The organism is Rhodococcus aerolatus, assembly GCF_054783215.1.
On record NZ_BAAGQZ010000024.1, the window covers coordinates 25635 to 50414 of the forward strand.

Annotated in this window: 24 protein-coding genes; 17 read left to right on the top strand and 7 right to left on the bottom strand. The window is 74.2% G+C overall.

Annotated features, from left to right (window positions below):
* Positions 1-60 precede the first annotated feature (60 nt).
* The 9 genes from chvE (at position 61) to ACYVOF_RS09735 (ending at position 7864) form a co-directional block, all read left to right on the top strand.
* Positions 61-1197 carry a multiple monosaccharide ABC transporter substrate-binding protein gene (chvE, locus tag ACYVOF_RS09695; protein WP_460865967.1) on the top strand — a complete coding sequence of 379 codons (1137 nt, stop codon included), beginning with the start codon at positions 61-63 and terminating at the stop codon, positions 1195-1197.
* Between the two features lie 65 nt (positions 1198-1262).
* Positions 1263-2804 (top strand): multiple monosaccharide ABC transporter ATP-binding protein, encoded by a 1542-nt coding sequence (gene mmsA / locus ACYVOF_RS09700; protein ID WP_460865969.1) that lies wholly within the window; start codon positions 1263-1265, stop codon positions 2802-2804.
* Entirely contained in the window at positions 2801-4174 is a 1374-nt protein-coding gene (gene mmsB, locus ACYVOF_RS09705; protein ID WP_460865971.1) for a multiple monosaccharide ABC transporter permease, read from the top strand. The genes mmsA and mmsB overlap by 4 nt, the downstream gene beginning before the upstream one ends.
* Before the next feature lie 78 nt (positions 4175-4252).
* The gene (locus tag ACYVOF_RS09710) at positions 4253-5242 is read left to right on the top strand and encodes a LacI family DNA-binding transcriptional regulator (protein WP_460865972.1); all 990 of its coding nucleotides are present in this window, start codon (positions 4253-4255) and stop codon (positions 5240-5242) included.
* 11 nt (positions 5243-5253) lie between these two features.
* Positions 5254-6078 (top strand): PIG-L family deacetylase, encoded by an 825-nt coding sequence (locus ACYVOF_RS09715; protein ID WP_460865973.1) that lies wholly within the window; start codon positions 5254-5256, stop codon positions 6076-6078.
* 77 nt (positions 6079-6155) lie between these two features.
* Positions 6156-6425, top strand: coding sequence for a GlsB/YeaQ/YmgE family stress response membrane protein (locus ACYVOF_RS09720; RefSeq protein WP_460865975.1), 270 nt, complete (start codon positions 6156-6158; stop codon positions 6423-6425).
* A 5-nt stretch (positions 6426-6430) separates the two neighbouring features.
* Complete coding sequence (locus ACYVOF_RS09725; protein WP_460865977.1) at positions 6431-6922, top strand: SRPBCC family protein; 492 nt, start codon at positions 6431-6433, stop codon at positions 6920-6922.
* Positions 6923-6968: 46 nt separating this feature from the next.
* Positions 6969-7286, top strand: a complete 318-nt coding sequence (locus ACYVOF_RS09730; protein ID WP_460865979.1) for a hypothetical protein — start codon at positions 6969-6971, stop codon at positions 7284-7286.
* Positions 7287-7360: 74 nt separating this feature from the next.
* Positions 7361-7864 carry a hypothetical protein gene (locus tag ACYVOF_RS09735; protein ID WP_460865980.1) on the top strand — a complete coding sequence of 168 codons (504 nt, stop codon included), beginning with the start codon at positions 7361-7363 and terminating at the stop codon, positions 7862-7864.
* A gap of 25 nt (positions 7865-7889) precedes the next feature.
* Here ACYVOF_RS09735 and ACYVOF_RS09740 read toward each other — a convergent pair whose 3' ends face one another.
* Entirely contained in the window at positions 7890-8390 is a 501-nt protein-coding gene (locus ACYVOF_RS09740) for a VOC family protein (protein ID WP_460865982.1), read from the bottom strand.
* 190 nt (positions 8391-8580) lie between these two features.
* Between ACYVOF_RS09740 and ACYVOF_RS09745 the strand changes: the two genes are divergently transcribed.
* Complete coding sequence (locus ACYVOF_RS09745) at positions 8581-11016, top strand: ATP-dependent Clp protease ATP-binding subunit (RefSeq protein ID WP_460865983.1); 2436 nt, start codon at positions 8581-8583, stop codon at positions 11014-11016.
* A gap of 58 nt (positions 11017-11074) precedes the next feature.
* On the opposite strand, the gene ACYVOF_RS09750 is transcribed toward ACYVOF_RS09745, so the two are convergent.
* Positions 11075-11857, bottom strand: coding sequence for a hypothetical protein (locus tag ACYVOF_RS09750; RefSeq protein WP_460865985.1), 783 nt, complete (start codon positions 11855-11857; stop codon positions 11075-11077).
* A 72-nt stretch (positions 11858-11929) separates the two neighbouring features.
* Here ACYVOF_RS09750 and ACYVOF_RS09755 point away from each other — a divergent pair, with 72 nt between their 5' ends.
* From ACYVOF_RS09755 to ACYVOF_RS09765, 3 genes are all read left to right on the top strand, one after another.
* Complete coding sequence (locus ACYVOF_RS09755) at positions 11930-13186, top strand: HNH endonuclease signature motif containing protein (RefSeq protein ID WP_460865987.1); 1257 nt, start codon at positions 11930-11932, stop codon at positions 13184-13186.
* A 32-nt stretch (positions 13187-13218) separates the two neighbouring features.
* Positions 13219-14223 carry a GmrSD restriction endonuclease domain-containing protein gene (locus ACYVOF_RS09760; RefSeq protein WP_460865989.1) on the top strand — a complete coding sequence of 335 codons (1005 nt, stop codon included), beginning with the start codon at positions 13219-13221 and terminating at the stop codon, positions 14221-14223.
* A gap of 88 nt (positions 14224-14311) precedes the next feature.
* Positions 14312-16321 (top strand): TerD family protein, encoded by a 2010-nt coding sequence (locus tag ACYVOF_RS09765; RefSeq protein ID WP_460865991.1) that lies wholly within the window; start codon positions 14312-14314, stop codon positions 16319-16321.
* Positions 16322-16374: 53 nt separating this feature from the next.
* On the opposite strand, the gene ACYVOF_RS09770 is transcribed toward ACYVOF_RS09765, so the two are convergent.
* The gene (locus tag ACYVOF_RS09770) at positions 16375-17349 is read right to left on the bottom strand and encodes a ferritin-like domain-containing protein (RefSeq protein ID WP_460865993.1); all 975 of its coding nucleotides are present in this window, start codon (positions 17347-17349) and stop codon (positions 16375-16377) included.
* A gap of 73 nt (positions 17350-17422) precedes the next feature.
* Positions 17423-18313: a DMT family transporter gene (locus ACYVOF_RS09775; RefSeq protein ID WP_460865995.1), complete on the bottom strand. Its 891-nt coding sequence runs from the start codon at positions 18311-18313 to the stop codon at positions 17423-17425.
* 10 nt (positions 18314-18323) lie between these two features.
* On the opposite strand from ACYVOF_RS09775, the gene glgX reads away from it, so the two are divergent.
* Complete coding sequence (glgX, locus tag ACYVOF_RS09780; RefSeq protein ID WP_460865996.1) at positions 18324-20426, top strand: glycogen debranching protein GlgX; 2103 nt, start codon at positions 18324-18326, stop codon at positions 20424-20426.
* 7 nt (positions 20427-20433) lie between these two features.
* Here the strand turns inward: glgX and ACYVOF_RS09785 are convergent, their stop codons facing one another.
* Entirely contained in the window at positions 20434-20631 is a 198-nt protein-coding gene (locus ACYVOF_RS09785; protein WP_460865998.1) for a hypothetical protein, read from the bottom strand.
* Positions 20628-21257: a TetR/AcrR family transcriptional regulator gene (locus ACYVOF_RS09790; protein WP_460866000.1), complete on the bottom strand. Its 630-nt coding sequence runs from the start codon at positions 21255-21257 to the stop codon at positions 20628-20630. Before ACYVOF_RS09790 ends, ACYVOF_RS09785 begins: the two co-directional genes overlap by 4 nt.
* Before the next feature lie 74 nt (positions 21258-21331).
* Between ACYVOF_RS09790 and ACYVOF_RS09795 the strand changes: the two genes are divergently transcribed.
* Positions 21332-22027 carry an alpha/beta fold hydrolase gene (locus ACYVOF_RS09795; RefSeq protein WP_460866001.1) on the top strand — a complete coding sequence of 232 codons (696 nt, stop codon included), beginning with the start codon at positions 21332-21334 and terminating at the stop codon, positions 22025-22027.
* On the opposite strand, the gene ACYVOF_RS09800 is transcribed toward ACYVOF_RS09795, so the two are convergent.
* Complete coding sequence (locus tag ACYVOF_RS09800) at positions 22002-22583, bottom strand: GNAT family N-acetyltransferase (RefSeq protein WP_460866003.1); 582 nt, start codon at positions 22581-22583, stop codon at positions 22002-22004. The genes ACYVOF_RS09795 and ACYVOF_RS09800 overlap by 26 nt on opposite strands.
* 10 nt (positions 22584-22593) lie before the next feature.
* Between ACYVOF_RS09800 and ACYVOF_RS09805 the strand changes: the two genes are divergently transcribed.
* Both ACYVOF_RS09805 and ACYVOF_RS09810 read left to right on the top strand, forming a co-directional pair.
* On the top strand, positions 22594-23583 hold the full coding sequence (locus tag ACYVOF_RS09805) for an aldo/keto reductase (protein WP_460866005.1): 990 nt from the start codon (positions 22594-22596) through the stop codon (positions 23581-23583).
* A gap of 40 nt (positions 23584-23623) precedes the next feature.
* Entirely contained in the window at positions 23624-24778 is a 1155-nt protein-coding gene (locus ACYVOF_RS09810) for a MarP family serine protease (RefSeq protein WP_460866007.1), read from the top strand.
* The last annotated feature ends 2 nt before the right edge of the window (positions 24779-24780 follow it).

Here is a 24780-nt window from a genome sequence, read left to right on the forward strand (position 1 = left end):
CACCACCCGGACCACCTGCCGCTCACCCCGAGCTGCAGCCCGCCACATCAGGGAGAGACAGTGAAGTTTCGGAACCTGGCCACCGCCGCGGTGACGACGGCGCTGGCCGTCAGCCTCGCGGCCTGCGGCTCGAGCACCAAGACCACGGACGCCGCGGCGTCCTCGGGTGGTGACAACACCGGCGCGCTGGTCGGGGTCACCATGCCCACCAAGTCCTCCGAGCGCTGGATCGCCGACGGCAACAACGTCAAGAGCGCGCTCGAGGGCATGGGGTACAAGGTCGACCTGCAGTACGCGGAGAACGACATCCCCACCCAGGTCAACCAGATCGAGAACCAGATCACCCAGGGCGCCAAGCTGCTCATCGTCGCGTCCATCGACGGCACCGCCATCACCACCCAGCTGCAGGAGGCCAAGGACCGCGGCATCCCGGTCATCGCCTACGACCGGCTGATCCGCAACAGCCCGAACGTCGACTACTACGCCACCTTCGACAACAACAAGGTCGGCGTGCTGCAGGCCACCAGCCTGCTCGCCGGGCTGGGCCTGAAGAACCAGGACGGCTCCGACGTGGCGAACCCGCCCGCCGGCCCGTTCAACATCGAGCTGTTCGCCGGCTCGCCCGACGACAACAACGCCACGTTCTTCTTCGACGGCGCGATGTCGGTGCTGCAGCCCTACATCGACAAGGGCACGCTCGTGGTCAAGAGCGGGCAGAAGGACTTCAACACCGTGGCCATCCTGCGCTGGGACCCGGCCACCGCGCAGAAGCGCATGGAGGACATCCTCACCACCACCTACTCCTCCGGCGCCAAGGTCCAGGGCGTCCTCTCGCCCTACGACGGCCTGTCCATCGGCATCCTCTCGGCGCTGAAGTCCAACGGCTACGGCACCGCCGGGCAGCCCTACCCGGTCGTCACCGGCCAGGACGCCGAGGTCGCCTCGGTGAAGTCGATCATCGCCGGTGAGCAGTACTCGACGATCTACAAGGACACCCGCCAGCTGGCCCAGACCACCATCGGGATGTCGGACGCGATCCTCAAGGGACAGACCCCCGAGGTGAACAACACCACCGACTACGACAACGGCGACAAGGTCGTCCCGGCCTACCTGCTGCAGCCGGTCGCGGTCTACAAGGACAACTACCAGAAGGTCCTCGTCGACTCCGGCTACTACACGGCCGACCAGCTCAAGTGACCCCCTCCCGGCCGGGCGGGCACCGCGGTGCCCGCCCGGCCGGGCCGAGCAGTGAGGAGGACCCCGTGCCCGACGACATCCTCGTGATGCGCGGCATCACCAAGACCTTCCCCGGGGTGAAGGCGCTGCAGGACGTGACGCTGTCGGTGGGGCGCGGGGAGATCCACGCCATCTGCGGCGAGAACGGGGCCGGCAAGTCCACCCTGATGAAGGTGCTCTCCGGGGTCTACCCGCACGGCACCTACGACGGCGAGATCACCTTCGACGGCGAGCTGTGCGCGTTCTCCGACATCCGCGACAGCGAGTCCCGTGGGATCGTCATCATCCACCAGGAGCTGGCGCTGAGCCCGTACCTGTCGGTGGCGGAGAACATCTTCCTGGGCAACGAGCGCTCCCGGCGCGGGCTCATCGACTGGAACCGCACCAACCACGAGGCGGCGCAGCTCCTCGCGCGCGTCGGCCTCGCCGAGAACCCCACGACCACGGTCTCCGACCTCGGGGTGGGCAAGCAGCAGCTCGTGGAGATCGCCAAGGCACTGTCCAAGCAGGTGCGGCTGCTCATCCTCGACGAGCCGACCGCGGCCCTGAACGACAGCGACTCCGAGCACCTGCTCGGCCTGCTGCGCGGGCTGCGCGACGAGGGCATCACCTGCGTGATCATCTCGCACAAGCTCAACGAGATCGCCGCCGTCGCCGACCGGACCACGGTCATCCGCGACGGCCGCTCCGTCGAGACCCTCGACATGGCCGACGCGACCGTGACCGAGGACCGCATCATCTCCCTGATGGTGGGACGCGACCTCTCGCAACGCTTCCCGCCGCACGAGCCGAACGTCCCCGGCGAGGAGGTGCTGCGGATCGAGGACTGGACGGTGCACAGCCCCACCCAGCACGGCCGGGTCGTGGTCGACCGCGCCAACCTCGCGCTGCGCCGCGGCGAGATCGTGGGCCTGGCCGGCCTCATGGGTGCCGGGCGCACCGAGCTGGCGATGAGCGTGTTCGGCCGCAGCTACGGCACCGACATCAGCGGCCGGATCTACAAGGACGGACGCGAGATCACCGTCCGCGACGTCAGCGACGCCATCGCCCACGGGCTGGCCTACGCCACCGAGGACCGCAAGCGCTACGGGCTCAACCTCATCGACGACATCCAGCGCAACATCTCCGCGGCCGGGCTGGACAAGCTGGTGCACGGCGGGTTCGTCGACGACAACGAGGAGGCCCACGTCGCCGACGGGTTCCGGCTGAGCATGAACATCAAGGCACCCACCGTGCGGGCGGTCACCGGGAAGCTCTCCGGCGGCAACCAGCAGAAGGTGGTGCTGAGCAAGTGGATCTACACCGACCCGGACGTGCTGATCCTCGACGAGCCCACCCGCGGCATCGACGTCGGGGCCAAGTACGAGATCTACGCGATCATCAACGGTCTCGCCGACGCCGGGAAGGCGGTGCTCGTCATCTCCTCGGAGCTGCCCGAGCTGCTCGGCCTCTGCGACCGCATCTACACCCTCTCGGCGGGCCGGATCACCGGTGAGGTGCCGCGCGCCGAGGCGACCCAGGAACGACTCATGCACCTCATGACCCAGGGAACAGGAGCACGACGATGACCGACACGGCGACCGGGACGGGGTCCGCGGGGGGGACGGGCGGCGCGGCGTCGGTGCGCACCCTGCTCACCCGAAACCTCCGGCAGAGCGGCATCTTCATCGCGTTCGCGCTCATCATCGTGCTCTTCGCGGTGCTGACGAACGGGCAGCTGCTCGCGCCGCAGAACATCAGCAACATCATCGTCCAGAACTCCTACATCCTGATCCTGGCGATCGGCATGATCGTGATCATCATCGCCGGCCACATCGACCTCTCCGTGGGGTCGGTGGTCGCGGTGACGGGGGCCATCTCGGCGGTGCTCATGGTCAACCAGGGGCTGCCGTGGCCGGTGGCGATCCTGCTGACCCTCGTCGCGGGCGCGGCGATCGGTGCCTGGCAGGGGTTCTGGGTGGCCTACTTCGGCATCCCGGCGTTCATCGTCACCCTCGCCGGCATGCTCGTCTTCCGGGCGCTGACCCTCATGGTGCTGGGCAACCAGGGCATCGGCCCGTTCCCGGACGCGGTGCGGACCCTGTCCAACGGCTTCCTGCCCGGCTTCCTCGGCAACGTCGCGCTGGGCCCGCTGGGCGGTGCGGACCTGTTCACGATCCTGGTCGCCGTGGTGGCGATCGGCGGGATGGCGCTGAGCCAGTGGCGCACCCGGTCCGCGAGGCTGCGCTACGGCCAGGCCGTCGACGCCCTGCCGCTGTTCGCGGCCAAGCTGCTGGGCCCCGCGCTGGTGGTCGTCGTCATCGCCGTCCAGCTCGCCCGGTTCAAGAACATGCCCTACGTGCTGATCCTGCTCGCGGCGCTGGTCCTCGGGTACTCGACGCTGGCCGGGCGCACCGTGTTCGGCCGCCACGTCTACGCCATCGGCGGCAACATCCACGCGGCCACGCTCTCGGGCATCAAGGTCAAGCGGGTCACGTTCTGGATCTTCGTCAACATGGGGGTGCTGGCGGCACTCGCCGGCATCATCTTCGCCGGCCGGCTCAACCAGGCCGGGCCCACCGCCGGCAACGGGTTCGAGCTCGACGCCATCGCCGCGGCCTTCATCGGCGGTGCGGCGGTGCAGGGCGGGGTCGGCCGCATCGTCGGCGCGCTGACCGGCGGTCTCATCATCGCCGTCATCAACAACGGGATGTCGCTCATCGGCGCCCCCAGCGAGCGGGTCCAGCTGGTCAAGGGCCTGGTGCTGCTCGCCGCGGTCGCCTTCGACATCTGGACCAAGCGCCGCGCGGGGCGCACCCGCAGCTCGGCCGAGGCGGCACCGCCGGAGAAGCCGGTGACGACCGACGACATGCCCGACGCGGCGGGTGCGCTGGCCGTCGCCGGAGACCCCGCCGTGGACGCCCAGCAGGCGCCCGACCGGCAGAGCCTGGTGAAGTAGGGGCCGGGGGAGCCGGCACCGGGCGGAGAGCAGCGACGAGGGGGCACCGTGGGCACCGATCACGCACGCCGACCTGCGATGACCGACGTGGCCCAGCTCGCGGGGGTCTCCCACCAGACCGTGTCCCGGGTGCTCAACGGCCACCCGAGCGTGACCGAGCGGACGCGACGGCGCGTGCAGGAGGCGGTGCACGAGCTGGACTACCGGCGCAACACCGCCGCCCGGGCGCTGGTCACCGGGCGCTCGCACGTCCTGGGCGTCGTCGGCACGGGCAGCGCGCTGCACGGGCCGGTGTCGACGCTCTACGGCGTGGAGGCCGCGGCGCGGGCGGCGGGGTACACGGTGAGCGTGGCCAGCGCCCCGTCGATCGACCCCGACGCCGTCGTCGCCGCGGTGGGCCGGCTGCAGGAACAGGGTGTCGACGGGGTCGTCGTCATCGCCCCGCTGCGGGCCGGGGCCGACCGGCTCGCCGAGCTGGCCGAGCGGCTGCCCCTCGTCGTGGTGGAGGGCTCGCCCGCCGGGGCGCTCGACGTGGTCGCGGTGGACCAGGAGGCGGGGGCCCGGGAGGCGACCGAGCACCTGCTCGGCCTGGGCCACCGCACCGTCTGGCACGTCACCGGGCAGGACGGCTGGTTCGAGTCCGCCCAGCGGGTCGACGGCTGGCGGGCCGCGCTCGAGGCGGCGGGCGCGGAGGTCCCGCCCCTGCTCACCGGGGACTGGACCGCCCGCTCCGGGTACGAGGCGGGCCTGGTGCTCGCCCGGATGCCGGAGGTGACGGCGGTGTTCGCGGCCAACGACTCCACCGCGCTGGGGGTGTTCCGCGCCCTGGCCGAGCGCGGCCGCCGGGTGCCGGAGGACGTCAGCGTGGTCGGCTTCGACGACGTCCCCGACGCCGCCTACCTCACCCCACCGCTGACGACGGTGCGGCAGGACTTCGCCGAGGTGGGCCGCTGCGCCCTCGCCGCGCTGCTCGAGCAGCTCGACCGCGACGGGCCCGACCCGGTCCGCAGCCGCATCCCGGCCGAGCTCGTCGTGCGGGGCAGCACCACGGCCCCCGGGGGTGGGTAGCGTTGAGCCCCGTGAGGACGCTGATGGCGGTGCACGCCCACCCCGACGACGAGGTCATCTCCACCGGCGGGGTGCTCGCCCGCGCGGTGGCCCAGGGCGTCCGCACCGTGCTCGTCACCTGCACCGGTGGCGAGCAGGGTGACGGCCCCGGCGGGGTGAAGCCGGGGGAGCAGGGGCACGACCCCGAGTCCGTGCGGGCCACCCGCCGCGAGGAGCTGGCCCGCTCCTGCGCGATCCTCGGCATCGAGCACGTCGAGCTGCTCGGCTACCGGGACTCCGGGATGGAGGGCTGGGAGACCGCCCAGGCCCCCGAGGCGTTCGCCAACGTCGACCTCGACGAGGCCCGCGAGCGGCTCGACCGGCTCGTCGAGCAGTACCGGCCCGACGTCGTGGTCACCTACGACGAGCGCGGTGGGTACGGCCACCCCGACCACGTCATGGCCCACCGGGTGGCGGTGGCCAGCACGGAGGCGACGGGCATCCCGCAGCGGCTGTACTTCTCGGCGGTGCCCCGCTCGGCGCTGGAGATGGGGCGCCAGGCCATGGCCGCGATGCGGGAGGCCGGGGCCGACATCAGCGAGGACGACCTGCCCGACCCCGCGGTGATGGGCACCGACGACGAGCTCATCACCACCGTGGTCGACGTCTCCGCCCACGTGGAGCAGAAGCGCGACGCGCTGCGCGCCCACGCCAGCCAGTCCGACGGGGCGTTCCTGCTGGGCCTGCCCGAGGAGATGGGGCGGGTGGTGTTCGGCTCCGAGTCGTTCGTCCGGGTGCGCCCGGCCTGGGAGGGCGGCGAGCGGGAGACCGACCTGTGGGACGGGCTCGACCCCTAGTCGCGGGAACGTCGCCCGGGGGTGCGGCGTTGACCCCAGGACGGGACGAATCGGTCGTCCCCCGCCGGGAGGTCACCATGATCGGGTTCATCGTCGCCGGGTTGGTCATCGGGGCGCTCGCCCGCCTGCTCAAGCCGGGCAAGCAGAACCTCAGCCTGCTCGCGACCCTGCTGCTCGGGCTGGCCGGCTCCGTCATCGGCGGGACCGTCGCCTTCCTGCTGGGCACCGGGGGCATCTTCGAGCTCAACATCCTCGGGTTCGTCCTCGCCGTCGTCGCCTCGGTCGCGCTGGTGGGCACCGCCGAGCGCATCTCCGCGCAGCGCGCGGTCGCCGGCAAGCGGCACTGAGCGCGGTGGCACGCCCGCTCGTCGTCCGCGAGTCCGTCGAGGTCGCCGCCGACGTCGGGCGGGTGTGGGCGGCGGTGTCCGACCCCACCGAGACCCACCGGTGGAGCCCGGAGAACGTGGGCGCCACCGTCACCGGCCCGCTCGAGGTCGGGGCCACCTTCGAGGGGCGCAACCGTCGGTTCGGGGTGCCGTGGAGCACGCGGTGCACCGTGGTCGCCCGCGAGGAGCACCGCCGCTTCGCCTTCCGGGTCGAGGCGATCGGCGCTCGCACCCCGCGGCTGCGGGCCCGCATCGCGACGTGGGAGTACCGGCTCGAGCCGGTCCCGGGCGGCACCCGCGTCACCGAGACGTGGACCGACGACCGGCGGTGGCCCGACGCGGGGGCCGCGGTGTTCGACCGCCTCGTCACCCGCGGGTCGACCTTCGCCGCGCACAACCGGGCCAACATCCGGGCCACGCTGGCGGGGCTGCAGCGCGAGCTCGGCGCCGGGGCGTGACCCCTCCTGTTGACGGCCGGGCCCGGACCGGTCAGCGTCTGCACCCATGAGCGACGCAGACGGTGCGACCGACGCCGGTGACGGCCAGGACCTCGACCACGTGGACGAGCTGATCAGCGAGGCCAAGCAGGGGGCGGAGGACAACGCCGACCAGCTGCGGGCCGAGCCCTCGCCCGACGCGGACCTGACCGGCAGGACCGAGGTCGAGCGGGAGGAGGCCGAGCTCGAGGCCCGCGAGATCGAGGACGGTGGGGACGAGGACTCCGACGACACCGAGGACTCCGGCGACACCGAGGACTCCGGCGACACCGACGACGCCGAGGAATCGGAGGACGCCGACGGGGAGTCGCAGGCCGACCAGTGACGGCCGTCACCGCGACGTAGGGTCGCACCCGGCGCCGTCGCCCGGGCGGCGCCGGGGGCCGAGGAGGAGACGACGTGGCGAGCACGGACGAGGCGGAGCAGGACCGCGCGGGGGACGAGCGCACCGAGGACCGCACCACCGACGAGGCGGCCACGGACGACGGTGACACCGGCCGCCGCGACACCGGCAACAACGACGGCGACGACGCGGACGGGTCCGACGACGCCGAGGACCAGCGGTCCGAGGACGAGAAGCTCAGCGGGGGGCCGGAGAAGGCCGACCCCGCGGCCATGGAGGCCAAGTACGAGCCGGGCAAGCGACCCACCGTCGTCATGCCGGACACGCGCGGCGCCGTCTCCGGCACCGCCTTCGCCGACCGGGTCGACGACCCTGAGGAGGCGGTCAAGAACCCCGCGGTGCACGACCCGTGGATCGCCAGCGAGCACCAGGACGACGAGGACCAGCAGCCCCGGGGCGGCGAGGACGGCGGCACCGAGAACGTCGGGACCGCCAGCGGGGACGCCGACAAGTCCCCGTCGGAGGACTCCGCCTCGGAGGAATCCGGGTCCGGCTCCTAGAACCCTCTCGCCCCCGGCGGTGTCGTCAGAGCACCTGCTCGCCGTACATCTCGCCGAGCGGGTCGGCGATGATCTCCATCCGGGCGCCGTCGGGGTCGTGGAAGTAGGCGGAGACCTCCGAGTGGATCTCGTACTCCACCCCGGCGGCGTCCAGGTTGGCGACGAGGGTGCGCCAGCGCTGCGGGTCCACCGAGATGGCCACGTGGTGCAGCCCGCCGCGCAGCTCCTTGGCGTCCTCGAGGTCGAGGCCCGGGAAGTCGAAGAAGGCCAGGGTGTTGCCGTGGCCGATGTCGAAGAAGAAGTGGGTGGAGCCCGGGTAGTCCCGGTTCTCCATCATCTCCGTCAGCGGCATCTCCAGGACGTCCTGGTAGAAGCGGATCGTGCGCTCGATGTCGCCGCTGATCAGCGCGGTGTGGTGCGTGCCGCGTCCCGCCGAGGCCGGGCGGTCCGCCGCGGGGCGCAGGTGGCGGGCGGCGATCTCGTCCCGGTTGCGGCGCAGGGTGTCGACGTCGGTGCTGTCGGGCACGGTTCCTCCTGGGGGCGGTGGCGCGCTGCGGCGGGCTCGCCGGCGTGGTTCCCGACCCTGCCACGGCGGCGCCGACCCGGCCGTGTTCACCTCCAGCAGAACCCTCCCGACGCCGGGAATCGCCACCTCGGGGCGCACGTTAGTTGAGTGCAGGCGACGCAAGGTGCGTCCGCCGGTGGGGAGGAACCACATGCCCGCATTCTTCGGTCCGACCGGGTCCGGGCCCGCCGCCTTCGACGGTCCGGGCGACGGCCGCCGCATCGACCTGGCCCGCACCCTGACGGCGCAGTCGCAGGCCGTCATGGCCGAGGCCGCGCGCCTCGCGACGGAGCACGACCACGCCGACCTCGACTCGCTGCACCTGCTCTGGGCGGTGCTCGGTGACGCCACCGCGGGCTCGTTGGTGCGGCGCACCGGCGCCGACACCGAGTCGCTGCGCGCCGCCGTGCTCGAGCAGCTGCCGGGCCGCAGCGGGGCCGGCGTCACCGCCCCCGCGCTGACCACGGCCGCCCGCGGCACCCTGCTCGACGCGCACCGCGTCGCCCGGGCGCTCGGCTCCACCTACGTCGGGCCGGAGCACCTGCTGCTGGCGCTGACGGCCAGCCCGGTCACCGCGGCCGGCCGGCTGCTGTCCTCGCGGGGCGTCGACCCCGAGAGCGTGCAGGCGGCGGGCAGCCGCGACGAGGAGCCGGCGGCGGAGTCCGCCACCCCCACCCTCGACCAGTACGGCACCGACCTCACCGCCCTGGCCCGCGAGGGCCGGCTGGACCCGGTGATCGGCCGGGCCGCCGAGATCGAGCAGACCGTCGAGGTGCTGAGCCGGCGCACCAAGAACAACCCGGTGCTCGTGGGCGAGGCGGGCGTGGGCAAGACCGCCATCGCCGAGGGGCTCGCGCAGCGCCTCGTCGACGGTGACGTCCCCGCGGTCCTCGCCGACCGTCGCCTCGTCCGCCTCGAGCTGTCCAGCATGCTGGCCGGCACACGGTACCGCGGCGACTTCGAGGAGCGGCTGACCAAGGTCGTCGACGAGGTCGTCGCCCACTCCGGCGAGCTGCTGCTGTTCGTCGACGAGGTCCACACCGTCGTCGGCGCCGGTGGAGCCGAGGGGGCCATGGACGCGGGCAACATCCTCAAGCCGCGCCTGGCCCGGGGTGACCTGCACCTGATCGGGGCCACCACGCTCGACGAGTACCGCCGCATCGAGAAGGACCCGGCGCTGGAGCGCCGCTTCCAGCCCGTCCACGTCGACGAGCCCTCCCCGGAGGACGCGACCACGATCCTGCGCGGCCTCGTGGGCCGGTACGCCGAGCACCACCAGGTGCACTACACCGACGAGGCGGTCGCCGCGGCCGTCAGCCTCGCGGTGCGGTACCTGCCGGACCGGCAGCTGCCGGACAAGGCCATCGACCTGCTCGACCAGGCCGGGGCGCGACGCTCGCTGCGCGACGGTGGCACCGACCCCCGGGCGCTCGAGGCGCGCCGGGAGGCGCTGGAGGCCGAGAAGGACGAGGCCATCGCGGCCGAGGACTACGAGCGGGCGTCCCGGCTGCGCGACGAGCTCGCCGGGCTCGCCGTCCCGGGCGTCCGCGAGGTCACGGTCGACGACGTCGCCGAGGTCGTCTCCCGGGCCACCGGGGTGCCCGCGGCCCGCATGACCACGCAGGACAAGGTGCGCCTCGCCCGTCTCGAGGCCGAGCTGCACGAGCGCGTCGTCGGCCAGCACGAGGCCGTCAGCGCGGTCGCGCGGGCGGTCCGGCGCAGCCGGGTCGGGGTGGCCGACGAGGGCCGTCCCGTCGGCAGCTTCCTCTTCCTGGGTCCGACCGGGGTCGGCAAGACCGAGCTGGCCAAGGCGCTGGCGGGGTCGCTGTTCGGCGACGACGACGCGGTGGTCCGGCTCGACATGAGCGAGTTCTCCGAGCGGCACAACGCGAGCAGGCTCGTCGGGGCGCCCCCCGGCTACGTCGGCTACGAGGAGGCCGGTCAGCTCACCGAGGCCGTGCGGCGCCGGCCGTACTCGGTGGTGCTGCTCGACGAGGTGGAGAAGGCGCACCCCGACGTGTTCAACACCCTGCTCCAGGTGCTCGACGACGGTCGCCTCACCGACGGCCAGGGCCGCACGGTGGACTTCACCAACACGGTGCTGATCATGACCAGCAACCTCGGCTCGGAGTTCATCAACAGCCGGGGCGGCGCGATCGGCTTCTCCACCGGTGACGCGGCCGCGGCGCAGCGCACGTCGCACGAGAAGGTGATGGGGCGGGTCAAGGAGAGCTTCCGGCCCGAGTTCCTGAACCGGATCGACGAGACGGTCGTGTTCTCCCGCCTCGAGGCCGGGCAGCTGCGGACCATCACCGAGCTGCTGCTGGGCCGCACCCGGGACCGGCTCGCGGCCAAGGGGATCGCGCTCGAGGTCTCCGACGCGGCCGTGGGCTGGCTCGCCGAGCGGGGCCACCAGCCCGAGCTCGGGGCGCGCCCGCTGCGGCGCACCATCGCCCGGGAGCTCGACGACCGGGTCGCCGACCTCGTGGTCGCCGACGAGCTCGGCGAGGGCGGCACCGCCCGGGTCGACGTGGTCGGCGGCGAGCTCGTGGTCACGGCCTCCGCCCCGGTGGCGCTCGCGGCCTGACCCGCGGCGCCGACGACGGGCCCGGCACCTCGGACGAGGTGCCGGGCCCGTCCGGCCGTCACAGGTGGTCGCGGTAGCGCGGTGGGTGGGGGACGGTCTCGCCGACGACGTCGACCCGGACCGGCGGGGTGCGCAGGCCCAGCGACGGCAGCGATGCCCGCGGTCCGACCGGGCCGGGCGGCAGCCCGCGCAGCGCGTGGCGGGGCAGGTGGGTGGTCAGCGTCCACGCCTCACCCGCCTCGAGGTCGGGCAGCGGGGTCGACGCGTCGGGGCTGAACCACCCACCCGGCCACGGCGGTGACCCGTCGAGGTCGGTCACCCAGGCCAGCGTCAGCGCGGAGTCGTCGGGGTCGGCACGCCAGGGACGGTCGCCCACGTTGACCAGGGTCACCGCGAGCTCGGGGTCGCTCCCGTTCGCCACCGCGCCTGGCGGCCGGGACCACCGGAGCTCGACCCCGCGCGCCCGGTCCCGCCTGGTGGGTCGCACCCGGTGCTCGACCCCGGTCGAGGACAGCACCCACTCGCGCCCGCGGTCCGACTCGTGGGCGGTGAGGACGACCTGGAACCACCGTCCCGGCGCGCCGGGGACGGCGGAGGCGAGGACGACCGTGGTGGGCACGTGCACCCCGGCGCCGGACGGGTCCTCCGACTCCCGGCGGCTCAGGACCCGCCAGGCCGCTCGGGGCAGGGCGTCGGCGGTCTCTGCCCGCACCTGCCACCGGAACGACGTGGCCCCGGTCTGCTCGTGGACCAGCCGGAACAGGGGCTGCCCGCCTCCGGACAGGACGTCGGGGGAGATCTCGACCTCACCCACGCAGACCATCGCGACCTCGGCTGCCACCCCCTCACGCTCGCACGCGAGAGGCGCGGGTGGGACACGTTCGTGTCGGTCCCCGTGACTATGATCGAACACGTGTTCGACACCATCGAGGCGGGGCAGGCGCAGGCGGCGGGTCTGCTGTCGTCGGCGGCTGCGTTGCACCGGGACATCGCCCGCGCGCAGCACGCGCAGGTGGTGGCGGTGTCGGCGTTCTGCCGGCTGCGGGAGGAGCTCGACGACGCCGACCCGTCGGTGTCGGAGGCGACCGCGGCGCGGATGCGGTTCGAGGCGGGGGAGTTCGCCCGCTCCGAGGTCGCCGTGGCCCTGGGGGTGTCGGTGGTGGCGGCGGGTTGGCTGCAGGAGCTGGGGGACGCCCTGGAGGTGCGGCCGGCGTTGTCGGCGGCGTTCGCCGCGGGGGAGGTCGACCTGGCCCGGGTGCGGGTGGTCCTCGAGGGCACCGCCGAGGTGCACCCCGACCGGATGGGCGCGGTGGACGAGGAGGTCACCGCGGCGGCCCGGGTCGCCCGCGGCGCCGGGCTGGGCGCTCGGGTGGGGCGGATCGTGGCCCGGGTGGACCCCGAGGCGGTGCGCCGGCGCCGGCAGGTCGCCGAGCTGGACCGCCACGTGCAGGTGACCCCGCGTGCGGACGGCACCGCCACCGTGTGGGCCCGGTTGCGCGGGCACGAGGGGCTGGTCCTGGACCGGCGCCTCGACCAGCTCGCCGACACCCTGTGCGCGGCGGACCCCCGCACCCGCGCCCAGCAACGCGCCGACGGCCTGGTCTCCCTGGTCCACGGCACCGAGATGGGGTGCCGCTGCGGGGGCTGTCACCGCGAGGCGGTGCTGCCGATGCCCCGGGTCGAGCTCATCGTCACCGGGGCCACCCTCGCCGGCGGCGACGCACCCGGGGAGCTGCTCGGGCACGGCCCGCTCGACCCCGACCTGACCCGCATCCTCGCCGCCTGCGCGGACACCGTCCGGGTGGCCACCACCGCCCGCGGCACCGTCCTGGACACCCAGGCCGTCCGCTACACCCCCAGCGCCGCCCTGGCCGCCACCATCCGGCTGCGGGACCGCACCTGCCGGTTCCCCGGCTGCCGGCGCCGTGCCACCCAGGCCGACCTCGACCACCTCGTCCCGTTCCGCCACGACGACCCCACCCGCGGCGGGCTGACCGTGTGGGACAACCTGTTCGCGCTGTGCCGCCACCACCACCGGGCCAAGACCCTCCGCGTCTGGACCTACCACCACCTCGGCGACGCCGTCCTGGAGTGGACCAGCCCCACCGGCACCACCCGCACCACCAGACCACCCCCCGCCCCCACCGCCGACGACCCGCCGCCCTTCTAGGCGGGCGCGCGGCGCCGGATACCGTGGGTGCAGTGGACCGGGGGCGTGCTGCGGGGGTGGTCGGCCTCGTCGTGCTCGGTGCCGTGCTGAGCGCGTGCGCCGTCCCGGGACCGTCGCCGTCGCAGGACGCGCCGGCGACGTCCAGCTCGACGACCACGGCCGTGTCGGCCGCGCCCACCCCGTCGAGCTCGTCGGCGCCCCCGACCACGGCGGAGGCGACGACGCCGCCCGCAGGACCGGGCACCGCGGCGGCCGTGCTCGCGACGCTGGCGGTGAAGGGCCGTGCGCCCCTGACGGGGTACGACCGGGACCTGTTCGGGCAGACGTGGGCCGACGTCGACCGCAACGGCTGCGACACCCGCAACGACGTGCTGCGGCGTGACCTCACCGCGACCGAGCTCAAGCCCGGCACGCGGGGGTGCGTGGTGCTCGCGGGTGTCCTCGACGACCCGTACACGGGCACGACCATCGCGTTCACCCGCGGCCAGGACACCAGCGAGGCCGTCCAGGTCGACCACGTCGTCGCGCTCGCGGACGCCTGGCAGAAGGGTGCGCAGTCTTGGGACCTCGACCGTCGCACCGCCTTCGCGAACGACCCCCTTGGGCTCCTCGCCGTCGACGGACCCACCAACCAGGCCAAGGGTGCGGGTGACGCCGCGACCTGGCTCCCGCCGCAGCGCGCCTACCGGTGCGAGTACGTGGCCCGCCAGGTGGCGGTCAAGGCACGGTACGAGCTGTGGGTGACCCCGGCCGAGCGCGACGCCATCAGCACCGTCCTGGCCACCTGCCCGGGTCAGCCGCTGCCGACCGGGGGCACGGACCCCGCCGACCTGCCCGCCGACCCGGCGCCGAGCCCCACGACGCGCCCCGCCCCGTCGATGGCCCAGCCGGCACCCGCGGCGGGTGCCGACCCGGTGACCCTGCCGTTCCCGAACTGCGCCGCCGCCCGCGCCGCGGGTGCAGCGCCGGTCCTCCGAGGCACCCCGGGGTACCAGCCGAAGCTCGACGGAGACGGGGACGGCGTCGGCTGCGAGTGACGCGTGCACACGACCGCTGACCGATCGGAACGGGGAATCGGCTGTTTCACACACATCGGGCACGTCGGTGCACCTACCCTCCGGGCCGATGGACGTCGATCAGCAGGACCTCGTGAGCGGGCAGAACATCACCCTCCCCACCGGGGCTCGACGCGTCCAGGCCCTCGTGTCGTGGGTCGAGGGGGACAGCGAGCAGCAGTGCGAGGTCGAGCTGTCCGCCCTGCTGCTCGGTGAGAGCGGCAAGGTCCGGGCCGACGAGGACATGGTGTTCTACAACCAGCCGGAGTCCGCCGACGGCGCGGTCCGGTACCAGGGCGTCGCCACCCGCGAGGACGGTGTCGAGGCCCGGGTCTCCATCGACCTCGAGTCGCTCGACGCGACGGTGGCAACGGTGGCGCTCGTCGCCAGCATCGACCCGGGGACCTTCGGGTCGCTCGCCTCGGTAGTTGTGTCGCTCGTGGACCCGTCCACCCAGGCGCTCGCGCGGTTCGTGCTGCCGCCGCTGTCGCAGGAGAGCGCAGTCCACCTGTGCGACGTCTACCGGCGCCACGGCGGGTGGCGGCTGCGCGCGGTGGGTCAGGGATGGTCGACCGGTCTCGCTGGCCTCGCCACGGACTTCGGCATCACGGTCGACGAGGACACCCCGGACACTTCCCAGTCCGCGACGGACGTCGAGCCACCGGCGCCGCCCGTGGCGGTGCCGACCGACGTCGAGGCGACGCCCCCGGCCCCGCCACGTCGCCGACGGGGGGTGCGCACCGCGCGGCCCAAGCCGATCGTGATCGCCCCTCCCCAGCTCGCGGACGACCCGAGCTGGCAGGCCGCCCGGCTCTTCCCGGTGGCGGGCATAGGTGCGGCTGACGAGCAGGAGAGCCGGGCGACCTCGGCCCTGCTGGCCACGATGGTCGCGGTCAAGCGCTTCGGTCGCTCGATCACGGCGCACCTCGGCGCACCAGCGGGGTCGCTGGAGACCTTCCTCGAGGTCCCGTTCAAGCACGGCGAGACCACGTCCCGGCCGGACGGGGTGCTGAAGGTGGCCCGTGCCGGGACGGTGTGGACCGCGCTGGTGGAGGTCAAGACGGGGGCTGGCCAGCTGCGGGCCGAGCAGATCGAGCGCTACCTCGACGTCGCGCGGCTGCGCGGCTACGACTCGGTGGTGACCATCTCGAACGAGATCGCCCAGTCGCGGGGCGCGCATCCCGTCCCGGTCGACGGGCGCAAGCTCCGCAAGGTCACCCTCCACCACCTCTCCTGGGCCGAGGTGCTGCACGAGGCGCGGATGCTGCTGGCCCACCGCGGTTCCGACGACCCGCTGCAGGCGTGGATCACCCACGAGTTCATCCGGTACCTCGAGCACCCGCGATCGGGGGCGGACCTGTTCCAGGACATGGGCCCGGCGTGGGTGCCCGTGCGGCAGGCGGTGGCGGCGGGGACGCTCAGGCCCACCGACTCGAAGGTCCCTCCGGTCGCAGCAGCATGGGGCAAGCTCGTCACCCACCTCCGACTGCAGCTGACCTCGGAGCTCGGGGTCGAGGTCAAGGAGGTGCTGCCGCGGGGCCCGGCCGGCACCGCAGAGGCGAGGCTCGCCGGCGCGGTCGCCCTGCTCGCCTCCGACGGGGTCCTCCGGGCGACGATGAAGATCCCGGGCGCGGCCGGCCCGCTGACCGTGGTGGCCGACGTGCGGACCACCCAGGTCCGGGTCTCGGTCGAGGTGGACGCGCCCGGTGAAGGCGGACCCCAGCGGCGGGTCGGCTGGGTCGTGCGCCAGCTCAAGGACGCACCACCCGCCCTGCTGGTCGAGGTGGCCTTCGCGGGCAGCGCCGACAGCACGTGCGAGCAGCTCAAGGACGTCCGCGACTCCGTCGCGCCGCTCGTCCTCGACCGGACCACCGAGGTCAAGAAGTTCACGCTGACCCTCGCCGCGCCGCTCGGCACCAAGCGCAGCGGGGTCAAGGGCGGCTTCGTCAGCAGCGTGGTCACCGCGGTGGAGGGGTTCTACCGGGAGGTGGTGCAGCCCATCAAGCCGTGGGTCCCGTCGGCACCTCGACTTCCTGCGGAGCCGGACGTGCCGGCGGACGACGGGTCGTCCGGGACCTGAACGACGACGGGCCCCCACCGGTGAGGTGGGGACCCGTCGTCGAGCGGGGTGCGTCAGCTGATGCCGACGACCTCCTTGGCGATGGCCGCGGCGCGGGTCTGGCTTGCCGAGACGACGCCACGACGGTTCTTGTGGGCCTCCTCGTACGCCATGACCGCGCGCACGTCGGCGGTGGTGTCGAGCTCCTTGACCGCGGCGACGGCGTCGCTGACCGACAGCTCGTCGTACCCGGTGATGGGCAGCTCGGCGGCCTCGAGGCTGCCGGTGTTGGCGCGCGCGGTGTGCACGGCCTCGGCGGCGTCGGCGTCACCCTCCCGGGTGGCGATCTCCTCGGCCTTGGCCAGGCTCGCGTTGCGTCCCGCGGTGATGGTCTCGACGGCGTCGCCGGCGATCCGGGTGCCGCGCTCGCGCAGCTCGTCGGCGGTCTCGGTGACGGTCCCGCGGGTGCGTCGCAGGGTGGCGACCGCGCGGTTCAGGCCGGCGGCGGACCAGCGGGCCGGGGCACCGGCGACGCGGGCGGCGGTGCCGGTGGCGGCCTGCAGCGGGGTGGCGCGCAGGGCGGCGGGGCCACCGAGGGCCTCCTCGGCCAGCACGGTGGTGAGCCACTCGACGGTGGCGTCGTGCGCGGTGATCAGCCGGTCGGCCAGGCGCACGGTCTGCGTCTCGTCGGCGGCGGTGGCGAGCGCCTTGAGGTAGCGCGCGCGGTCGGCGAGCTGGTGCTCGACGGCGAGGTCGTCGAGCAGGGCGCCCGCGAGCGGCTCGGCCTGCGCGGCGACGGTGGTCAGCAGCGCGCCGACCCGACCCAGCGCGGGGGAGACGACGTCGGGGATGCCACCGAGGCGGCGCAGCTCGGTGCGGATGGCACCGGCGCGGTCCACCGCGTTGCGGCCGTTCTGGGCCAGCTCGTCGCGGACGGCCCCGGTGCGGGCCTGCGCCTGCCGAGCCTGGGCGATCTGGATCTCGGTGTTGGTGAGGGTCAGCATCGTGCGCAGCTGCGCGACGACCTGCGTGGTCGTGGTGGTGGCCATGAGCCCGACAAGACCAGCCCAGGGTGCGGGTGGGGGCGGTGGAAGCGCCGTCCAGTGACCCAACCCACGGCGCTCAGGCGCGGCCGGCCCCGGCGTGGGCCTCGGCCTCGTGACCGGCGGCCTCCCGGGCCAGGGCCACCGTCGAGACCACCATGACGACCACGGCGACGGCGATGGTGACGACGCCCGTGCCCCCGACCCGCAGCTCCTCGCCCAGCACCACGAGGCCCAGCGCGACCGCCACCACCGGCTCCAGGACGATCATGGTGGGCACGGAGGTCTGCAACGCCCCGGCGTGGAACGCGGACTGCTGCAGCACCGTGCCCAGCGCGGCCACCACCACCAGGGCGTAGGGCGCGGGCGAGCTCAGCAGCTCGGTGAGCCCGCCCCGGCCGAGCCGGTGCACCGAGACCGTGGTGAGCACCGCGACCAGGGCGAACAGCACCGCCGTCGGCACCGCCAGCAGGACGGCCCGGTCGCGACCCGGCCGGGCCCGTCGCGCCCCCAGCACGCACCCCACGACCACGACGGTCGCCGCCGCGGCGACCGCGGCCCAGGCCGGACCGGTGGGGCGCTGGTGACCCGGCCGGGGGTCACCGACGACCACGAACACGGCGATCGCGGCGGTGAGCAGCACGGCCCACGTCCACTCCGTGCGCGTCACCCGCCGGTGGGAGAGCCGGGCGCTCAGCGGCAGCGCGACCAGCAGCGAGGACACCAGCACCGGCTGGACCAGCAGCAGCGACCCCCGGCCCAGCGCGAGGGCCTGGAAGACGAACCCCCCGACAGCCGAGGCGGTCCCGGCCCACCACATCGGCTGGCGCACCAGGGTCGCGGCCATCGCCCCGCCCATCCCGTCCTCGGCGGGGACGTGGTCGGTCGAGCGCTGCCGGACCACGATGCCGACGGCGACGAACACCGCGGCCACGAGGGCGAGGAGCACGGCGGACAGCTCGCGGGACACGCCCCCCAGGATGCCCGACGGCGGCGGGGGTCACACCGTTGAGCGCCGTGCGCACCGCCCCGCCAGGATTACCCCCGTGACCTCGTCGACCCCTGCCCAGAGCCAGCCCTACCCCCTCGGTGCCACCGCCCGCCCGGACGGGTCCCTCAACGTCGCCGTCTACTCCGAGACGGCCGACGCCGTCGACGTGGCCGTGTTCGACGCCGACGGTGCGGAGCGCCTGGTCCGGCTCACCGAGCGCGCCGGGCACGTCTTCCACGGTCTCGTGCCCGACGCCGGGGTCGGCACCCGCTACGGCCTGCGCGTCGACGGCCCCTGGGACCCCGAGCGCGGCCTGCGCCACAACCACGCCAAGCTCCTGCTCGACCCCTACGCCACCGCCGTCGAGGGGATGGTCGACTGGAGCGAGGACGTCTTCAGCCACTTCCACGACGAGCCGGAGACGGCCAACGAGGCCGACTCGGCCAGCTCGATGCCCCGCTGCGTCGTCGCCGACCGCGACTTCGACTGGGGTGACGACGCCCCGCCGCGCACCCGGGTCCGCGACACCGTCGTCTACGAGGTCCACGTCAAGGGCTTCACCGCGCTGCACCCCGACGTCCCCGAGGACGTCAGGGGCACCTACGCCGGCCTCGCGCACCCGGCCGCGATCGCGCACCTGACCGACCTGGGCGTCACCGCCGTCGAGCTGCTGCCGGTCCACCAGTTCGTGCAGGACTCCCACCTGCTGGAGAACGGGCTGCGCAACTACTGGGGCTACAACTCCATCGGCTTCCTGGCCCCGCACAACGAGTACAGCTCGGCCGGGGAGGGCGGCGAGCAGGTCGCCGAGTTCAAGTCGATGGTCAAGGCGCTGCACGCCGCCGGGCTCGAGGTCATCCTCGACGTGGTCTACAACCACACCGCCGAGGGCAACCACCTCGGCCCGACGCTGAGCTTCAAGGGCATCGACAACGCCTCCTACTACCGCCTCGTCGCGGGCGAGGAGAACGCCTACTTCGACACCACCGGCACCGGCAACAGCCTCAACGTCGGCCACCCCGCCGCGCTGCAGCTGATCATGGACTCGCTGCGCTACTGGGTGACCGAGATGCACGTCGACGGCTTCCGGTTCGACCTCGCCACCACGCTGACCCGCCAGTCCGGCGACGCCGAGGTGCACAGCGCCTTCCTCACCCTGTGCCACCAGGACCCGGTGCTGGCCACCGTCAAGCTCATCGCCGAGCCGTGGGACACCGCCGGCTACCAGGTGGGCGGCTTCCCGGCCGACTGGTCGGAGTGGAACGGCAAGTTCCGCGACGACGTGCGCGACTTCTGGCGCGGCACCGACGGCGCCCTGGGCGAGCTGGCCCAGCGCCTCACGGGCAGCCCCGACGTCTACGAGTCCGACCGTCGCTCGCCGCTGTGCAGCGTCAACTTCGTCACCGCGCACGACGGCTTCACCCTCGCCGACCTCACCGCCTACGACGAGAAGCACAACGAGGCCAACGGCGAGGACAACAACGACGGCGAGTCCGACAACCGCTCGTGGAACGGCGGGGTGGAGGGCGACACCGACGACGAGGGCGTGCTCGCGCTGCGCGGCCGGCAGCGGCGCAACTTCCTCGCCACCCTGCTGCTCTCCGCCGGGGTGCCGATGATCCTCGGCGGCGACGAGATGGGCCGCACCCAGGGCGGCAACAACAACGCCTACTGCCAGGACGACGAGATCTCCTGGTTCGACTGGGAGCACGCCGACCGCGAGCTGCTGGCGTTCACCACGGACCTGCTGACCCTGCGCCGCGAGAACGCCGCGCTGCGCCCCGCGTGGTTCCGCGGGACCGAGGGCACCGACACGATCCACCTGCTCCGCGCCGACGGGGCGGAGATGGGTCCGGACGACTGGTCCGACGCCGGCGCCAAGTCCCTCGCCGTGCGCCTGGCCCACGAGGGCAGCACCACCTTCCTGCTGCTGCTCAACGCCGCCGACGGGCCGGTGGAGTTCCAGGTTCCCGAGGGCGCGTGGCGCCTGGCCCTGTCGTCCGACCCCGACCAGGAGGTCGGCCGTGACGTGGAGACCCTGCTGGTCGGCGACCACTCGGTGACGCTGCTCCGCGAGCAGCCCACCGCGTGACGTCGGGCTAGCGGCGCGACCGGCGCAGGGTCTGCACGAGCAGCTGACCGAGGAACACCACGACGGCGACGCCGACCAGGTAGTAGACGCCGTGCAGCACACCGGTGCCGGCGCCGTCCCCGCCGGCCAGGGCGATCACCAGCACGACCACGAAGGCGATGACTCCCGCGACGAGGGCGTTGCGGAGGTACAGGCTGGCGCTCACGGCAGCTCCCACGGGGCTCGGGTGGTGGTGCGGTCAGAGTAGGCCGGACCATCACCCGCTGTCCCAGGAACCGCGCTCCCACCTGCGTCGATGGTCCCGACGAAGCTGTCGAAGGCCTGCGTGGTGCGGGCCGTGTCGCCGGTGGCGTCGAGGTCCATCAGCAGCCCACGGATGACGGCGAGCACGAGCGTCGCGAGCTCGGGCCGTCCCAACGTGGCCAGGCCCTCCTCGAGCGGCCCGAGCCAGTCGGTGGTCGCCGAGCGCCGGAAGTCCGGCCACGGCGGTGGCACCACGTCGTCCCGCCACTGGGAGAACATCCGCAGGTACGGCCGGCCGGCCGGGCCGGTGATGGACGCCCACGCCCCGGCCAGCGTGCGGGTGTAGGGCTCGTCCGGCCGCACCCGCAGCAGGTCGCCGAACACCTGGAGCTGGCGCTGCCGCGCGCGGCGCTGGACGTCGCGGAGCAGCGCGTCGCGGCTGCCGAAGTGGTAGACGAGCATCCGCGCCGACGTGCCCGTGGCGGCGACCAGCGGGCCGAGCCGGTCGGGCAGGCCGTGCGCGAGGGCGTGGTCGGTGCATGCGTCGAGCAGCCGCTCCCGGATGTCCGGCTGCGGTCGACGGCCCACCGCGGCACCGTTTCACGTAACAACTTCTACGTCTACCGTCGGCGCGGGACGGTCGGGACGACGTGGAGGTGGCGATGAGGGTCGTGTTCGTGCACGGGGCCTGCGTGCGGGACGGGTCGTGGTGGTGGCACCGGGCGGCGGCGCGGCTGCACGAGCGCGGGGTCGCGAGCGTGGCGCCCGCGCTGCCGAGCTGCGGGGAGGCGGGCCGCCCCGGCGGCACGGACGGGCCGGGGCTGGCCGAGGACGTCGCCGCGGTGCGCCGGGTGCTGCGCGACGGCGACGAGCCCACCGTGGTGGTGGCCCACAGCTACGGCGGGATCGTCACCGCCGAGGCCGCGGCCGGGGTCCGGTCGGTGCACCACCTGCTGCTGGTCTCCAGCTACCTGCCGGAGGTGGGGCAGGCCCTGGCGGACTTCGGCCCGGCCGAGCCGGCCCCGTTCCTCGAGGTCGACGACGCGGACGGCACGGTCGGTGTCCGTCCGGAGCTGCTGGTGGGGACGTTCCTGCAGGACTGCGACCCGGAGGTGCAGGCCGACGCCGCGGGCCACCTCGCCCGGCAGAGCGTCGGGGTCATCGGCACCCCCGTCGCGGCCGCCGCGTGGCAGCAGGTGCCGTCGACCTACCTGGTGTGCGCGCAGGACCGGGGCACCCCGGCGGCGCGGCAGCGCGAGCACGCCCGGCGGGCCGGGGACGTGGTCGAGGTCGACGCCGGCCACCACCCGTTCCTGTCCCGGCCCGAGGTGGTCAGCGAGCTGGTCCTGCGCCTGTGACCGCGCCGCCCTCCTCGGCGCGGGCGACCCAGATCTCGACGCGGCCGACCTGGGCGGGGGACTCCGGGCTGCGGGGGACCACGCGGTCCAGCCGCAGCCCGGCCGCGCGGGCGACGCCCGAGCTGCGCACGTTGGCCACGTCGACGTGCACCTCGACCCGCTCGACCCCGGGCAGGGCGAGACCGACCCCGACCAGGGCCCGGGTGGCGGCGCGGGCGTGGCCGCGGCCCGTCGCCGCGGGGTGCAGCCAGTAGCCGACCTCCACCGCGCCCGGGCCGAGGCGGTGGTGCAGGCCGAAGGAACCGAGCACCGGGGCGCCCACCCGCTCGCGCAGCAGGTAGAGGTGCTCGGTGCCCGCGTCCCAGCTCGCCTCGGCCGCCCGCGCGAACCCGAGCTGGGCGTCCCCGTCCGCGGCGCCGGGGGTGGCCCACCCCATCCACGGGCCGAGGTGCTCCAGGCTCTCGTGCACCGCGGTGCGCAGCGCGGGCCCGTCCGCCGCGCGGAGCCGGGTGAGCACGGCCGCCGGCAGGGCGACCGTGTCGGGGGGAGCGGGCACACTGGGGACCATGGAGCACCTCGAGGTCGACGGTCTGGGCCAGGTCAGCCGGGTCGGGCTGGGCACCTGGCAGTTCGGGTCCAAGGAGTGGGGCTACGGCGACACCTACGCCGACGGCGGCGCCCGCGACATCGTGCACCGCGCCCTGGAGCTGGGCGTCACCCTCTTCGACACCGCCGAGGTCTACGGCTTCGGCCGCAGCGAGAAGATCCTGGCCGAGGCCCTGGGGGAGCAGCGGTCCCAGGTCGTGGTGGCCAGCAAGATCTTCCCCGTGGCCCCCGTGCCGAAGATCGTCCGCAACCGGGCCGACGCCAGCGCGGCGCGCCTGCAGCTCGACCGCATCCCCCTCTACCAGGTGCACCAGCCGAACCCGGTGGTCCCCGACTCGGTGATCATGCCGGGCCTGCGCGAGCTGCTGGACTCCGGCCGCATCGGTGCCGCCGGGGTGTCGAACTACTCCCTCGAGCGGTGGCGCAAGGCCGACGCCGCGCTGGGCCGCCCCGTGGTGAGCAACCAGGTGCAGCTCTCGCTGGCCCACCCCGACGCCCTCGACGACCTGGTGCCCTTCGCCGAGGCCGAGAACCGGATGGTCATGGCGTACAGCCCGCTGGCCCAGGGCCTGCTCGGCGGGAGGTACGGCGTCAAGAACCGGCCCGGCGGGGTGCGGGCGGCCAACCCGCTGTTCGGCACCGAGAACCTGCAGCGCGTCGAGCCGCTGCTCGGCCTGCTCCGCGAGGTCGCCGCCGCGCACGACGCGAAGCCCGCCCAGGTGTCCCTGGCCTGGCTGCTCGGCCTGCCCCGCGTGGTCGTCATCCCCGGGGCGTCCAGCGTCGAGCAGCTCGAGTTCAACGTCGCCGCCGCCGACCTGCACCTGAGCGCCGACGAGCAGCAGTCGCTCACCGACGCGGCGCGGGCGTTCCACCCCGTCTCGGCGGCCACCACGGCCGTCGACGTCGCCAAGGAGAAGCTCGGGGGCCTGCGCTCCCGGCTGGGCCTCTGAGGTTCAGCCCCGGCTCAGGTTGCCCCGGCACCCTGGGGGAGTGACCCTCCTGGACCTGGTGCTCCTCGTCGTCGTGGCCCTCGCCGCCCTCGGTGGGTGGCGCCGCGGGCTGACAGGCTTCGGCCCCGGCCTCGTCGGGCTGCTCCTCGGGCTCGCCGTGGGCGGCTGGCTCGCCGGCGTGCTCGTCACCCCCGCGGCGTCGGCCGGGGTGCACCTGCTGCTCGTGGCGGCGTTCCTCGTCGGAGGCGCGGTCGTGGGCTCGGCGCTGGGGAACACCGTGGGCGGCGCCCTGGGCCGCGGCCTGAGCCTGGTGCGGCTGCGGCCGCTGGACCGGGCGGCGGGGGCGGTGGTGCGGGCCGGGCTGGCCGTCGTGGTGGTCTGGGTGCTGGCCGGCATCGTGGGCGGGCTGGTGCCCGGGGCCGCGGGCCTCGCCTCCCGCAGCGCCGTCCTCGGCCAGGTCGCCGACGTCCTCCCCGAGCGCGACGGCCTGCTGGCGGACACCGCCGGCGCCCTGGGGGTGCCCGCCGACGTGCTGGCCCTCGTCCCCAGCTCGGCGACCCGCTCGCTGGACCCCGCCGAGGTCGGGGAGGTGGCCGCCGCCGCGGGCCGCTCGGTGGTCAAGATCGAGGGCACCGGGTGCGGCACCGGCGTCGAGGGCTCCGGCTTCGTCGTCGACGGCGGCCTGGTCGTCACCAACGCCCACGTCGTCACCGGCACCAGCCGGCTGACCGTGGCCGACACCGGGGGCACCCACCGCGCCACGGCCGTGCTCGTCGACGACGACGCCGACCTGGCCGTGCTGCGGGTCGACGGGCTCGACGCCCCCGCCCTGACCCTCGCCGACGGCGCGGCGGGCAACGGCACCACCGGCGTCGTCCTGGGCTACCCCGGCGACGGCCGGCTCACCGCGGTGCCCGCCACCGTGGTCCAGCGCCTGCCCGTGGTGCAGCCGGGTGTCGACGGCGGCTACACCAGCCGCGAGGTCTACCGGCTGCGCGCCGTGGTGCGCGAGGGCAACAGCGGCGGCCCGCTGGTCGACGGCGCGGGCGACGTCGTCGGGGTGGTCAACGCCCGCTCGGCCACCGACGACGACACGGGGTTCGCGCTCACCCTGACCACGCTGCGCACCGACCTTGCCCGGGCGGCGGGGCTCACGGCGGCGGCGAGCACCGGTGGGTGCCGCACCGCCGCCTGACC

What these genes read in the sequence shown, in the direction of transcription:
- mmsB (WP_460865971.1), top strand. Translation starts at nt 2,801, where the DNA reads ATGACCGACACGGCGACCGGGACGGGGTCCGCGGGGGGGACGGGCGGC.
- ACYVOF_RS09710 (WP_460865972.1), top strand. Translation starts at nt 4,253, where the DNA reads ATGACCGACGTGGCCCAGCTCGCGGGGGTCTCCCACCAGACCGTGTCC.
- ACYVOF_RS09720 (WP_460865975.1), top strand. Translation starts at nt 6,156, where the DNA reads ATGATCGGGTTCATCGTCGCCGGGTTGGTCATCGGGGCGCTCGCCCGC.
- ACYVOF_RS09730 (WP_460865979.1), top strand. Translation starts at nt 6,969, where the DNA reads ATGAGCGACGCAGACGGTGCGACCGACGCCGGTGACGGCCAGGACCTC.
- ACYVOF_RS09745 (WP_460865983.1), top strand. Translation starts at nt 8,581, where the DNA reads ATGCCCGCATTCTTCGGTCCGACCGGGTCCGGGCCCGCCGCCTTCGAC.
- ACYVOF_RS09765 (WP_460865991.1), top strand. Translation starts at nt 14,312, where the DNA reads ATGGACGTCGATCAGCAGGACCTCGTGAGCGGGCAGAACATCACCCTC.
- ACYVOF_RS09770 (WP_460865993.1), bottom strand. Translation starts at nt 17,349, where the DNA reads ATGGCCACCACCACGACCACGCAGGTCGTCGCGCAGCTGCGCACGATG.
- glgX (WP_460865996.1), top strand. Translation starts at nt 18,324, where the DNA reads ATGCCCGACGGCGGCGGGGGTCACACCGTTGAGCGCCGTGCGCACCGC.
- ACYVOF_RS09795 (WP_460866001.1), top strand. Translation starts at nt 21,332, where the DNA reads ATGAGGGTCGTGTTCGTGCACGGGGCCTGCGTGCGGGACGGGTCGTGG.
- ACYVOF_RS09805 (WP_460866005.1), top strand. Translation starts at nt 22,594, where the DNA reads ATGGAGCACCTCGAGGTCGACGGTCTGGGCCAGGTCAGCCGGGTCGGG.